This window comes from Rhizobacter sp., from assembly GCA_019635355.1.
Lineage (GTDB): Bacteria > Pseudomonadota > Gammaproteobacteria > Burkholderiales > Burkholderiaceae_C > Rhizobacter.
Genome location: JAHBZQ010000001.1, coordinates 41,133 through 54,406 on the forward strand (window position 1 = coordinate 41,133; position 13,274 = coordinate 54,406).

Consider the following 13,274-nt stretch of genomic DNA (forward strand, 5'->3'; position numbering starts at 1 on the left):
TGGTGCTGTTCTGCGCTTCGTCGCGCAGGCAGCGCTTTTGTTTCGAGAAAGAAGACGATGAGTTTCGACACCCTGGGCCTGAATCCGGCCATCACCCGCGCCCTCTCTGACGCCGGCTACACCGAGCCGACCGACGTGCAGGCCGCCGCCATTCCGCCGGCCCTCGAAGGCAAAGACCTGATGGTCGCTTCCAGCACCGGCAGCGGCAAGACCGCCTCGTTCATCCTGCCCGCACTGCAGCGCATCCTCGCCGCCCGCGGCGACAACACCAAGCGCCGTGAAAAGGGCGTGGTCTACGGCCCGCGCATCCTCGTGCTGGCCCCCACGCGTGAACTCGCGATGCAGGTCGACAAGGCCGCGCTGACCTACGGTCGCCATGTGCAAGGCCTGCGCTCGACCACCGTGGTCGGCGGCGTGCCCTACGGCGCCCAGCTCAAGGCCCTGCGCGGCCCGCTGGACATCCTGATCGCCACCCCCGGCCGCCTGCTCGACCACCTGACCAGCGGCAAGGCCATCCTCGACAACGTCGAGATGCTGGTGCTCGACGAAGCCGATCGCATGCTCGACATGGGCTTCATCGACGACATCCGCACCGTGGTCGACCACCTGCCCGAAGGCCGCCAGACGGTGATGTACAGCGCCACCTTCGTGGGCCACGTCGGCCGCCTGGCGCAAGACCTGCTGCGCGATCCGCAGCGCATCGAGATCGCCTCGCACACCGACACCCACGAAAACATCGAGCAGCGCCTGCACTGGGCCGACAATAAGTCGCACAAGGACGCACTGCTCGACCACCTCCTCACCGAGAAGGACATGGAGCAGGCCGTGGTGTTCACCAGCACCCAGCGTGACGCCGACTGGCTCGCCGACCGCCTGGCCGACATGGGCCACCAGGTCGCCTCGCTGCACGGTGGCATGCCGCAAGGCCGCCGCACCCGTGTGCTGCAGGGCCTGCGCAACCGCCAGCTCAAGGTGCTGGTGGCCACCGACGTGGCCGCCCGCGGCATCGACGTGCCGACCATCAGCCACGTCATCAACTACGGCCTGCCGATGAAGGCAGAAGACTACGTGCACCGCATTGGCCGCACCGGCCGCGCCGGCCGCAATGGTCTCGCCGTGACGCTGGCCGAGCGCATGGACGTGAGCATGATCCGCCGCATCCAGCACTTCACGACGCAGAACATCCCCGTCGCGACCATCTCCGGCCTCGAGCCCAAGCAGCCCGAGCCGCGCATGTTCGCGCCGCGGGGTGATGCCAAGTTCGGTGGCGGCAAGCCCTTCCAGGGTCGTCCGGCCCACGGCAAGGGCGGCTTCGGCCACAACGCAGGCCACGGTGGCGGCAATGGTTTTGGCGGTGGCGGCTTCGGCGGCAACCAGAAGCCCTGGCACAAGCCCCAGCAGCAGCGTGCCGGCGAAGGCTTCGCGCCGCGTGATCGCGCGCCGTTCGATCGCGACAGCGCCCAGCACAACCGCTACAGCGTCGATCGCCCGAACGACCGCCACAACAGCACCTTCGTGCCGCACGGCCAGCAAATGCCGCGTGGCGGCGCCTTCGACCGTGCGCCGGTCGATCGCAATGCCGGTGGTTTTGCCCCGCGCAAGGCCGGCCCGGCCAAGGGTGGCTTCAACAAGCCGCAGCGCCCGCGCCAGGGCCAGGGCGGTTTCAGCCGCTGAGGCAGACGAGCGTCAAGCCACGCGCTTGACGCTCACGTCCACCTTCATCCCGAGGTAGGACGCCGGCTCGCCGATCCAGCTGCCCGACACAGGCGACGCCTGTTTCGGGTCGCGCGCCACGCCCACTCGCAGCAGTTGGTAGCCACCGAGCAGGTTGTTCGTCGGGTCGAAGGGCACCCAGCCCGCTCCCGGCAGATAGGCCTGCAGCCACGCATGGGTGGACCCCGCGCCGACCACGTTCGGCTCTGTGTCGGGGTTGGCCTCGTCCAGCGACGGATCGTACAGATAGCCCGACACGAAGCGCGTAGCCACGCCCAGGCGGCGTGCCGCTTCCATCATCAGCAGCGCGAAGTCGCGGCAGCTGCCGCTGTTCTTCGCGAGTGTCTCCAGCGGTGTCTGCGTGCCTTCTTCGTTGCGGGCGGCGTAGGTGAAGTGGTCGCGGATGTGCTGATTCATCTTCACCAACAGATCGCGCGTGCCGGTCGGGCCTTCGGTGTTCATGAACTGTCGCGCCCAGGCGGTGAGCTGGCCCTCAGGGTCGTCGTAGTGCGGCCGCAGGAAGTGCTCGAGGTCGAAGCGTTCGTCCACCGAGTAGGCGAACGGAAAGAACTCGGCCGACGGCGACAGCGGCAACTCGAGGTTGTTGCTGTGCGCATGCTCGATGGTGAACGAGCACACGATCTTCAGCTCGGCCGCTTCGCTTTGCGGCTGCACCAGTGCCACCGAATTGGAGAACTGGTCCTGGATCAGCCGGATGTTCGCGTCGGGGGTGACGACAAGGTCGGTGGCGAGCACCCGCAGGTCGTGGCTGTCGAGCGGGCGGAACATCACCCGGTGCTCGCCGAAGGTCACTGGCTTGGAATAGCTGTAGGTCGTCGTGTGGACGATGTCGTACTTGATGGGCATGGGCCCTCCTCGAACCGGGAGGCCGCAGTGTGGGGCCTCGTGGTCGGCTCGTCTGTAGGAGGGCAGTGCCGCACGGCGTCAGACGCCCAGCAGCTCCACCTCGAACATCAGCGTCGCGTTCGGCGGGATCACGCCACCGGCGCCGCGTGCACCATATCCGAGCTCCGGCGGGATCACGAGGATGCGCGTGCCGCCGACCTTCATGCCTTGCACGCCCTCGTCCCAGCCGCGGATCACCATGCCGGCGCCCAGGCCGAAGTCGAACGGGTCGTGGCGGTCCTTGCTGCTGTCGAACTTGGCGCCCTTGACGCCATCGTTGTAGAGCCAGCCGGTGTAGTGCACGGTGACGTGCTGGCCGGCCTTGGCTTCGGGGCCAGAGCCGACGGTGGTGTCTTCGTATTGCAGGCCGGAAGCGGTGGTTTGCATGGTGGGGCTCGCTGAGTGGAGGTGAGGATGGCGATGCTAACCGCCCAAACCCGGCACGGTGCCGGGGGCAATCGTTGCCCTCGCACGGCACCGTCGCCTCGCTCACTAGAGTCGGTTCTTTCAAACGAAAGGGGCGACCATGACTCAGGACCAACGCAAAGTCGCAGTGCTCGTGGGCAGCCTGCGCAAGGACTCGATCAACCGCAGGCTCGCCAACGCGATCGCCAAGCTCGCGCCCGAGCGCTTCAGCTTCCAGCAACTGAACATCGGCGACCTGCCGCTCTACAACCAGGACCGCGACAACGACATGCCCGAGCCCGCCCAGCGCCTGAAGCGCGAGGTGGCGGCGGCCGACGCGCTGCTCTTCGTCACGCCGGAATACAACCGCTCCATCCCGGGCGTGCTGAAGAACGCTCTCGACACCGCCTCCCGCCCCTACGGCAAGAACGCGTTCGCCAAGAAGCCGGGCGGTGTGATCGGCACTTCGGGCGGTGGCATCGGGACCGCGATGGCGCAGCAGCACCTGCGCAATGTGCTCGCCTACCTCGACGTGCCGCTGCTCAACCAGCCGGAGGCCTACATCCAGTACAGCGAGAACCTGGTCGACGATGCCGGGCAGGTGACCGACGAGAAGAAGCGCGCCTTCCTGCAGGCTTGGGTCGACGCCTACGTGGCCTGGGTCGACCGGGTGCTGTCGGCGCCTCGCTGAGTACGCCACGCGGCCACCATTGCGGCCAGCCAGTCGGCTTGCGGCGCGCTCACGTCGGGCAAGCCGAGTACGCGGGCCGATGCGCGCAGGGCGAGCAGCGGGTCGCGCAGGTCCAGCGCCTGCGCGCCGTTCTGCTTCGAGAGCTTTTCGCCATTGGCGCCGAGCACGAGGGGCGTGTGCAGGTAGGTCGGCGTCGGCAAGCCGAGCAGGCGCTGCAGGTGGATCTGGCGGGGCGTGTTGTCGGCCAGGTCTTCGCCGCGCACGACGTGGGTGATGCCCTGCGCTGCATCGTCGACGACCACGGCCAGCTGGTAGCTCCACAGGCCGTCGGCGCGCTTGAGCACGAAGTCGCCGACCTCCTGCGTGAGGTTCTGGCGCTGGGGGCCGAGACGGCGGTCGTGCCAGTCGACCCACAGCTCGTGGCCGTCGGCGTTGCACGAGAGGCAGCGCACCGCCCGGGCGGGTTTGCCGTGCAGGCCGTCGCGGCAGGTGCCCGGGTAGACGAGTTCGCCGTGGCGCGGCTTGCTGCGCCCTGAGGCGGCGAGTGCACGCTCGATGTCGCTGCGGGTGCAGCCGCAGGCGTAGGCCGCATCTCGTGCGATCAGCGTGTCGAGCGCTGCCTGGTAGATCGCCCCACGCTGCGATTGCCAGACGGGTGCCTCGTCCGGCACCAGGCCGCAGCTGGCGAGTTGCTGGAGGATGAGCTGGGCGGCACCGGGCACGCAGCGCGGCGTGTCCACGTCTTCGATGCGCACGAGCCAAGTGCCGCCGTGCGCACGCGCATCGAGCCAGCTCGCCAGCGCGGCCACCAGCGAGCCGGCGTGCAGCGGCCCGGTGGGCGAGGGCGCAAAGCGGCCGCGGTAGGCCACGCTCAAAGACTGCCGAGCGGCACCCGGCTGGCATGCATCTGCAGCAGTGCCTTGCGAGTGGTGGCGCTTTCCAACTGGTCGAGCCACCAGCGCAGCGCGAGGCCCATCTGCGGCTTGCGCGCGCCGCCGGTCGCGGCCCCTCGCCACGCGTAGCCCATGCGCGCGTTGAGCTGCGGGCGCTGCACGGTCTTCACGACCAGGTGGCCGGCTGCGATGTGCTCGCGCACCATCGGCTCGGGGATGAAGCCGCAGCCCATGCAGCGCAGCAGCGCTTCGATCTTCGCGGGCATGGTGCTCACGGTGAACACGTCCTGCCCCGGCAGCAGGTTGACGGTCAGGGGCGCGAGCCGCTGCGCCGAGTCGGCCACGGCCACGGCGCGGTGGCGCATCAGCTCGGCGTCGGTGATGGCGTGGTCGATCGCGGCCAGCGGGTGGTGCGGCGCGACGACAAAGACGAAGGGCAGGGTGCCCAGCGTCTGCAGCTGCACGCCGGCCGGCGGCGTCTGCTCCATGCCGACGCCGATGGCGAGGTCGGCCTGCCCGTTGACCAGCGCCTCCCAGGTGCCGGCGAGGATTTCGTTCCGAAGGCGCAGCCGGGTGCCCGGGCCGCTGCGCTCGGGGTCGTCGCCGCGCGGGCATTGCGCATAGAAGGCTTCGCAGATCTCGAACATGGTCACGCGCGAGATGGCGCCATCCACCGCCACGGTGAGCTGCGTCTCCCAGCCGGTGGCCACGCGCTTCACGCGGTTGGCCACCGCATCGACCTGCTCCAGCAGCCGCCGGCCCTCGTTCAGCAGTTCCTCGCCTGCGGCTGTGAGCTTGGCCTGTCGCGAGCGGCGGTCGAAGAGCAGCACGTCGAGCGCGTCTTCGAGCTGGCGCACGTTGTAGGTCAGGGCCGAGGGCACCTTGCCCAGCTCGCGGGCGGCGGCCGCAAAGCTGCCGGTGCGCGCGATGACGTCCATCATCGCCAGGGCTTCGGGGGTGAGCACATTGCGGGCGTTCAGCATGGGTTCATCTTATTTGAACGGACGCTTCAAGAGGCCACGCCTGTGGGCAGCGCCCCGAGGATCAACATTCCTTTCCAGAAAGGAACGACATCACATGATCACCCTGCGCAAATCCTCCGAACGCGGCTACGCCGACCACGGCTGGCTCAAGTCCTTCCACAGCTTCTCGTTTGCCGACTACTACAACCCCGAGCGCATGGGCGTGGGCAACCTGCGTGTCATCAACGAAGACCGCATCGCCCCCGGCACTGGCTTCGGCACGCACGGGCACCGCGACATGGAGATCGTGTCCTACGTGCTCGACGGCGCCCTCGGCCACAAGGACAGCATGGGCAACGGCACCGAGATCGTGCCCGGCGACGTGCAGCGCATGAGCGCCGGCCGTGGCGTGCAGCACAGCGAGTTCAACCACGCGAAGGGCCAGACCACGCACTTCCTGCAGATCTGGATCATCCCGAGCGAACGAGGCATCACGCCGGGCTACGAGCAGAAGCACTTCGACGCGGCCAGCAAGCGCGGCAAGCTCGCACTCGTGGCCAGCCCCGACGGACGCGAGGGCTCGGTGACGATCCATGCCGACGCGGCCTTGCGCGCCGGGCTCTTCGACGGGCCTGAGTCGGCCCAGCTGGTGCTCGACCCCGCGCGCCTGGCCTACGTGCACGTGGTGCGCGGCAGCGTCGAGGTCAACGGCCAGCGTGCGCAGGCCGGCGATGCGGTGGTGCTCGAGTCGGAGTCGAAGCTCACGCTGGGCCAGGGCCAGGAAGCCGAGGTGCTGGTGTTCGACCTCGCGCCGTGAGCGTGGCCTGAAGGCCTTGATACAGTGCCCGCATGGACACGGTGATCAAGGTCTTCAGCATCCTCCCCTGGGGCGACTGGGCCGCGCTGGCGGCCTTTTTCATTGGCTGGTCGGGCTATGCGTGGTTCGCCAAAGACCGCTCGCAGACCCGGCCCTCGGTGCTCGCCACCACCAACCGCTACCGCCGGCTGTGGATGATGCAGGCCACCTACCGCGACGTCCGGGTGATCGACGGGGTGGTGATTCAGAACCTGTCCACCAGCCCATCGTTCTTCGCCTCGACCACCATCCTCTTGATCGGCGGTCTGCTGGCCGCCTTGAGCGCCGGCGACAAGGCCAGCGACCTGGTGCGCGACCTGCCCTTCGCCGCGCGCACCACCGTGCTCATCTTCGAGCTGAAGCTCGTGCTGCTGCTGGTGATCTTCGTGTACGCCTTCTTCCGCTTCACCTGGTCGATGCGGCAATACACCTTTGGCGCGCTGATGATCGCTGCCGCTCCCGAGGCCAAGCAGTTCGACGCGCTGGGGGACGAGGCCGAAGACAAGCGCAAGGCCTTCGCCGACAAGGCGGGCCGTGTGGTCGGCATGGCGGCCGAGACCTTCAACGATGGCTTGCGTGCCTACTACCTGGCGTTCGCAGCGGTAGGGTGGTTCTTCTCACCGCTGATCTTCATGATGGCCACCGCCGGGGTGATCTGGATCCTGTACCAGCGGGAGTTTCACTCCGAGGTGCTGGGGGCGCTCAACAGCTGAGGAGCCGCGGCTGGCACGAGAGACGGGTCGAGCGACTCGCGCTCGTCGAACACGAAGCAGCCGCCCTCGTAGTGCTGCCCGCCCACTTCCTCGAAGTACTTGAGAATGCCACCTTCGAGCTGCACCACGTGCTCGATGCCCGCCTCGGCCATGTAGATCGCGGCCTTCTCGCAGCGGATGCCGCCGGTGCAGTAGCTCACCACGCGCTTGCCCGCCAGCTCGTCTCGGTGCTGGGCCACCTGCTGCGGGAACTCGGTGAACTTGCTGATGTTCCAGTCGATCGCGTTGCGGAACTTGCCGTAGCCCACCTCGAAGGCATTGCGGGTGTCGAGCGTGACCACCGGGCGGCCATCGTCGTCAACGCCGGCCTGCAGCCAACGTGCGAGTGTCTTCGCATCGACCGCGGGTGCACGACCCGCGTGCGGCCGGATCGTCGGGTGGTTCATGCGGATGATCTCGCGCTTGACCTTCACCAGGAGCTTGCCGAAAGGCACCTGCTCGGACCAGCTTTCCTTCGGCTCGAGCGTCGCGAAACGCGCGTCCTGCTTCAGCCAGGCGACGAAGCCGCGCACGGCTTGCGCATCGCCCGCGAGAAAGAGGTTGATGCCCTCTTCGGCCAGCAAGACGGTGCCTTTCAGCTGCCGTTCTGCAGCTTGTGAGCGGATGCTCTCGCGCAGCGCGAGCGTGTCCGTCAAGGGCACGAAGAGGTAGGAAGAGATGTTCAAAACTGCTGACACAGCCGGCATTTTAAGGAGGCTCGCCCTCCCTAAAATGCCCCGATGGCCTTCGTACACCTGCGCACCCACACCGAGTTTTCAGTCGTCGACGGCACCCTGCGCATCGACGAGGTCGTGGGCGCCGCGGCGAAAGACGGCCAGGTGGCACTGGCCATCACCGACCTGTCCAACATCTTCGGCGGCATCAAGTTCTACAACGCGGCGCGCAAGAAGGGCGTGAAGCCCATCCTCGGCGCCGACGTGTGGCTGGAGCCCACCGACGGCGAGAAGCAGCCGAGCCGCATCGTGCTGCTGGTGCAGAGCAAGACGGGTTACCTCAACTTGTGCGAGCTGCTGTCGCGCGGTTGGCTCGACCCTTCGGCGCGTGGGCAGGCCTTGTTGAAGTGGGAGTGGCTCTCGGCGTTGCATGAAGGGCTGATCGCGCTGTCTGGCGCTGAACTCGGCCCGGTCGGCCAGGCGCTGATGGCGCAAGACACGGCACGCGCCACGGCCGTGGCCGAACGCCTGGCGGCGATCTTTCCGCAGCGCTTCTACATCGAGCTGCAACGCGCCGGCCAGCCGACGAATGAAGCCCATGTGCGCGCCGCCGTGCCGCTGGCCGCGCAGCTCAAGCTGCCGGTGGTGGCCACGCACCCGGTGCAGTTCCAGACGCCCGAAGACTTCGAAGCGCACGAAGCCCGCACCTGCATCGCCGAAGGCGAGACGCTCACCAACCCGCGCCGCATCAAGCGCTTCACGCGCGAGCAGTACTTCAAGTCGCAGGCGCAGATGGAGGCGCTCTTTGCCGACATCCCGAGCGCCATCCAGAACACCGTCGAGATCGCCAGGCGCTGCAGCCTCTCGCTCGTGCTCGGCAAGCCGCGCCTGCCCGACTTCCCCGTGCCCGAAGTCAATGGGGAACGGATGGAGCCCGAGGCGTACTTCCGCTACGCCTCGCACGAGGGCCTGAAGGAGCGCATGCTCCATCTCTTCCCCGATGCGGCGGAGCGCGAGAAGAACATGCCGCGCTACGTGGAGCGCCTGGAGTTCGAGCTCAACACCATCCTGAAGATGGGCTTCCCCGGCTACTTCCTGATCGTGGCCGACTTCATCAACTGGGCCAAGAACAACGGCTGCCCGGTCGGCCCGGGCCGCGGCTCCGGCGCCGGTTCGCTCGTCGCCTACGCGCTCAAGATCACCGACCTCGACCCGCTGCGCTACAACCTGCTGTTCGAGCGCTTCCTGAACCCGGAGCGTGTGTCGATGCCTGACTTCGACATCGACTTCTGCCAGGGCAACCGCGACCGGGTGATCGACTATGTGAAGGACAAGTACGGCCGCGATGCCGTGAGCCAGATCGCGACCTTCGGCACCATGGCCGCCAAGGCTGCGCTGCGCGACGTGGGCCGCGTGCTCGGCATGGGCTACGGCCACGTCGACGGCATTGCGAAGCTCGTGCCGGCGCCGCCCGGCAAGACGGTGACGCTCGCGCGTCCTGGTGACAAGCCCGACCCCGGCCTCATCTACGCGCGCGTCGAAGCGCCCGAGATCGAGCAGCGTGAGAAGAACGAAGAAGAAGTCGCCGAACTGCTGGCGCTCGCCGAGCGTGTGGAAGGCATGGTGCGCAACATCGGCATGCACGCGGGTGGCGTGCTGATCGCGCCCGGCAAGATCACCGACTTCTGCCCGCTCTACATGCAGCCCGGCAGCGACTCCGCGGTGAGCCAGTACGACAAGGACGACGTCGAAGCCATCGGCCTGGTGAAGTTCGACTTCCTGGGTCTGGCCACGCTCACGATTCTCGAATTGGCGAAGGACTACATCCGTGCCCGCCGCCCGGGGCAGGAGAACTTCGCGCTCGAGAACATCCCGCTCGACGACCGAGCTGCCTACCGGCTGATGAGCGAAGGCAAGACGGTGGCCGTGTTCCAGCTGGAATCGTCGGGCATGCAGCGCATGCTGCGCGACGCCAAGCCCAGCGTCTTCGAAGACATCATCGCCCTCGTGGCGCTGTACCGCCCGGGCCCGATGGACCTGATCCCGAGCTTCTGCGCGCGCAAGCACGGCCGCGAGGAGGTGGAGTACCCGCATCCGATGATGGAAGAGGTGCTCAAGGAGACCTACGGGATCATGGTCTACCAGGAGCAGGTGATGCAGGTGGCGCAGCGCCTGGGCGGCTACTCGCTCGGTGGCGCCGACCTGCTGCGCCGCGCGATGGGCAAGAAGAAGCTCGAGGAGATGGTGGCCCACCGCGCCACCTTCGCGCAGGGCGCGGCAAAGAACGACATTCCCGAGCCGCTCGCCAACGAGATCTTCGACCTGATGGAGAAGTTCGCGGGCTACGGCTTCAACAAGTCGCACGCCGCGGCCTATGCGCTGCTCGCGTACCACACGGCCTACCTGAAGGCGCACTACCCGGCCGAATTCACCGCGGCCAACATGAGCGTCGCGCTCGACGACACCGACAAGCTCAAGATCTTCTACGACGACGCGGTGCAGAACCTCGGCCTCACCTTCGAGCCGCCGAACATCAACACCGGCAACTACCGCTTCGAGCCCGTGGCCGACAAGGTCGTGCGCTACGGGCTGGGCGCGATCAAGGGCACCGGCCAGAGCGCGATCGAAGCCATCATCCAGGCGCGCAAGGACGGTGGTCCGTTCAAGAGCCTGTTCGACTTCTGCGCGCGGGTCGACCGCAGTCGCATCAACAAGCGCACGGTCGAAGCGCTCATCAAGGCCGGTGCCTTCGATTTGCTGCACCCCGAACGCTCGATGGCCGTGGCGAGCATCGGCCTGGCTTTCGACTATGCCGACACGCAAGCCGCGCATGCCGACCAGGGCGGTCTCTTCGACTTCGGCGACTCGCACGCTGCGTCGACGCAGGAGCCCGAGCTGGTGCCCGCCGCACCGTGGAGCATCAAGGAGCGCCTGAGCCTCGAGAAGGTCGCGCTCGGCTTCTACCTCTCGGGCCATCTCTTCGATCAGAGCGAAGACGAGGTGCGCCGCTTCGCCAAACGCAAAATCGCCGACCTCATCGATTCGCGCGAGCCGCAGGTGCTGGCCGGCATCATTGGCGACCTGCGCGTGATCAACGGTCAGCGTGGGCGCGTGGCGATCTTCAAGCTCGACGACAAGAGCGAGGCCATCGAATCGGTGGTCAACGAAGACGTGCTCAACGCCAACAAGGACCTGCTGAAAGACGACGAACTCGTCATCGCTGTCGGCAAGGTGCAGCCCGATCGATTCTCGGGCGGCATGCGTTTCAACATCCAGCAAGTGTGGGATCTCGCCACCGCGCGCTGCCGCTTCGGCAAGTACCTGCGGGTCGAGGTGAACGGCAGTGTGCCGCCGGTGGCCGAGGTGCTGCGCGACTTTCCGAGCCGGCGCATCCAAACCGAGCAGGGCCCTGTGGCCCAGGGCCTCGGCGTTCGACTGGTGCTGCAGCGTGAAGCGGCGAGCGGCGAACTCGACCTCGGCGAAGAGGGGCGCTTCTACCCCACCGACGAAGCGCTGCAGCGTTGGCGTGAAGGCAGCCACGGCAAGGCGAGCGTCGTTTACGAGTGATCAACACGGAGCGCCCCGCGGCGAGGGTGGTGCGCCCGCCACGCCCAAGGGCAGCCCCTGATCTTCGGCCCCGGGTGGCATGCCTACACTGCGGCGCATGCCCGAGACGAATCCGACGACTGGTTTGATCCTCACCGGCGGCGGCGCACGCGCTGCCTACCAGGTGGGCGTGCTGAAGGCAGTGGCGAAGATCCGGCGTGACGCCGCGCCCTGGCAATACGGCAACCCCTTTCCCGTGATCACCGGCACCTCGGCCGGGGCCATCAACGCGGCGGCGCTGGCCACGCATTGCGACGACTTCGACGGCGCGGTCAAGGCGATGGCCCGTGTGTGGGAGAACTTCCGCGCCGAGCAGGTGTACCGCAGCGATGCACTGGGCGTCATCCGCACCGGCGCACGCTGGCTCACGATGATGTCGCTTGGCTGGGTGATTGCCCGCTGGCGCCGCGCGAGGCTGCGCTCGCTGCTCGACAACAGCCCGCTGGAGCAACTGCTGAGCGAGATGGTGGCGGTGAAGCGGCTGCCCGAGGTGATGAAGTCGGGCCACCTGCAGGCGCTGGCGATCACCGCGTCGAGCTACAGCTCGGGCACGCACGTGACCTTCTACGATGCCCTGCAGGAGTTTTCTCCCTGGAACCGCTCACAGCGCGTGGCGGTGCGCTCGCCGATCACCGTGCAGCATCTCTTGGCGTCGGCGGCGATCCCCTTTGTCTTCCCGGCCGTGCCGCTCGACTTCGACGGCGTGACCGAATACTTCGGCGACGGCTCGATGCGCCAGTCGGCCCCCATCTCGCCCGCCGTGCACCTGGGCGCACGCCGCATTCTCGTGATCGGTGCCGGCCGCATGCACGAGCCGCCCGGGCGGCGCAAGGTGAGCGGGGCCTACCCCAACTTCGCGCAGATCGCGGGCCATGCGCTGTCGAACATCTTCCTCGACGCACTCGCGGTGGATGTGGAGCGCCTGCAACGCATCAACAACACGCTCTCGCTGCTGCCGCCCGAGGCGCTGGCCGGCACCAGCCTGCGGCCGATCGAGGTGCTGGTGATCGCGCCCTCGCAGCGCCTCGACGACCTGGCGGCCAAGCATGTGAGTGCGTTGCCCACCTCGATCCGCGCGCTGCTGCGCGGCATCGGCGTGAGCGGCAAAGGCTCCGACACGCGTGGTGCAGCATTGGCGAGCTATCTCCTCTTCGAGCAGGCGTACACGCGTGAGCTGGTGGCGCTGGGCTGGGCCGACACCATGGCGCGGCGCGACGAGGTGACTGGCTTCTTCGGCTGGGAGCGCCGCCGCGAGCGGCGCGGGCCGGTGCCCGACACCGACTTCCAGACGACCGAGCTGGAGTGACGCGTTGAAAAGACAAAGGCCCGCGGTGCATGTGCGCCGCGGGCCTCGTGATGACAGCGATCGATCTGTTTTACTTGCTGCTCTTCGCCGGGCTCTTGGCGTCGGTGGCGGCAGCGGCATAGGCCGCACCGTTGACCGTCAGGCCCTCCTTCGACAGGCGGGTGGCGGCGCCGCTCTTGATGCCCTTCACACGCGCCATCAGGTCGGCCCAGTCCTTGAATTGGCCCTTCTTGCGTTCGTCGAGGATGCGCACCGACACCTTGGTGCCGATGCCCTTGACGGATTCGAGCGCGGCCTGGTCGGCCTTGTTGACGTCGACCGCAGCGAAGGCGGTGGCCGCGGCGAACAGCATGGCGAGGGTGCAGATCAGCTTCTTGAACATGTTGTGAACTCCCTTTGATTTCGTCTTGGTGTTGACGGGGAGCAGCCGTTCTGCACCCCTGGCGGCACTGTAGCCAGGGGGTACCTTGAAGTCTTTCCCCTTCAGGAACGCCGACGAAAGGGGGTCGA

At 67.4% G+C, this 13,274-nt stretch carries 12 protein-coding genes; 6 read left to right on the forward strand and 6 right to left on the reverse strand.

What is annotated here, in order from left to right:
- Window positions 1-57 precede the first annotated feature (57 nt).
- Window positions 58-1,674: a DEAD/DEAH box helicase gene (locus KF892_00225; protein ID MBX3623408.1), complete on the forward strand. Its 1,617-nt coding sequence runs from the start codon at window positions 58-60 to the stop codon at window positions 1,672-1,674.
- A gap of 12 nt (window positions 1,675-1,686) precedes the next feature.
- Here the strand turns inward: KF892_00225 and KF892_00230 are convergent, their stop codons facing one another.
- Window positions 1,687-2,580 (reverse strand): transglutaminase family protein, encoded by an 894-nt coding sequence (locus KF892_00230; protein MBX3623409.1) that lies wholly within the window; start codon window positions 2,578-2,580, stop codon window positions 1,687-1,689.
- A gap of 78 nt (window positions 2,581-2,658) precedes the next feature.
- On the reverse strand, window positions 2,659-3,006 hold the full coding sequence (locus tag KF892_00235) for an FKBP-type peptidyl-prolyl cis-trans isomerase (GenBank protein ID MBX3623410.1): 348 nt from the start codon (window positions 3,004-3,006) through the stop codon (window positions 2,659-2,661).
- Between the two features lie 139 nt (window positions 3,007-3,145).
- Between KF892_00235 and KF892_00240 the strand changes: the two genes are divergently transcribed.
- A complete protein-coding gene (locus KF892_00240; GenBank protein MBX3623411.1) occupies window positions 3,146-3,715 on the forward strand; it encodes an NAD(P)H-dependent oxidoreductase in 570 nt (189 codons plus the stop codon).
- On the opposite strand, the gene gluQRS is transcribed toward KF892_00240, so the two are convergent.
- The gene (gene gluQRS / locus KF892_00245; protein MBX3623412.1) at window positions 3,673-4,590 is read right to left on the reverse strand and encodes a tRNA glutamyl-Q(34) synthetase GluQRS; all 918 of its coding nucleotides are present in this window, start codon (window positions 4,588-4,590) and stop codon (window positions 3,673-3,675) included. The genes KF892_00240 and gluQRS overlap by 43 nt on opposite strands.
- Window positions 4,587-5,591 carry a LysR family transcriptional regulator gene (locus KF892_00250; protein ID MBX3623413.1) on the reverse strand — a complete coding sequence of 335 codons (1,005 nt, stop codon included), beginning with the start codon at window positions 5,589-5,591 and terminating at the stop codon, window positions 4,587-4,589. The genes gluQRS and KF892_00250 overlap by 4 nt, the downstream gene beginning before the upstream one ends.
- 94 nt (window positions 5,592-5,685) lie before the next feature.
- Here KF892_00250 and KF892_00255 point away from each other — a divergent pair, with 94 nt between their 5' ends.
- A complete protein-coding gene (locus tag KF892_00255) occupies window positions 5,686-6,387 on the forward strand; it encodes a pirin family protein (protein MBX3623414.1) in 702 nt (233 codons plus the stop codon).
- 32 nt (window positions 6,388-6,419) lie between these two features.
- Entirely contained in the window at window positions 6,420-7,139 is a 720-nt protein-coding gene (locus KF892_00260; protein MBX3623415.1) for a DUF599 domain-containing protein, read from the forward strand.
- On the opposite strand, the gene KF892_00265 is transcribed toward KF892_00260, so the two are convergent.
- Window positions 7,106-7,876, reverse strand: a complete 771-nt coding sequence (locus tag KF892_00265; protein ID MBX3623416.1) for a sulfurtransferase — start codon at window positions 7,874-7,876, stop codon at window positions 7,106-7,108. The genes KF892_00260 and KF892_00265 overlap by 34 nt on opposite strands.
- A gap of 42 nt (window positions 7,877-7,918) precedes the next feature.
- Between KF892_00265 and dnaE the strand changes: the two genes are divergently transcribed.
- Window positions 7,919-11,419, forward strand: coding sequence for a DNA polymerase III subunit alpha (dnaE, locus tag KF892_00270; protein MBX3623417.1), 3,501 nt, complete (start codon window positions 7,919-7,921; stop codon window positions 11,417-11,419).
- 97 nt (window positions 11,420-11,516) lie between these two features.
- Window positions 11,517-12,764, forward strand: a complete 1,248-nt coding sequence (locus KF892_00275; GenBank protein MBX3623418.1) for a patatin-like phospholipase family protein — start codon at window positions 11,517-11,519, stop codon at window positions 12,762-12,764.
- 70 nt (window positions 12,765-12,834) lie between these two features.
- Here the strand turns inward: KF892_00275 and KF892_00280 are convergent, their stop codons facing one another.
- Entirely contained in the window at window positions 12,835-13,146 is a 312-nt protein-coding gene (locus KF892_00280; protein ID MBX3623419.1) for a DUF655 domain-containing protein, read from the reverse strand.
- Window positions 13,147-13,274: the final 128 nt, after the last annotated feature.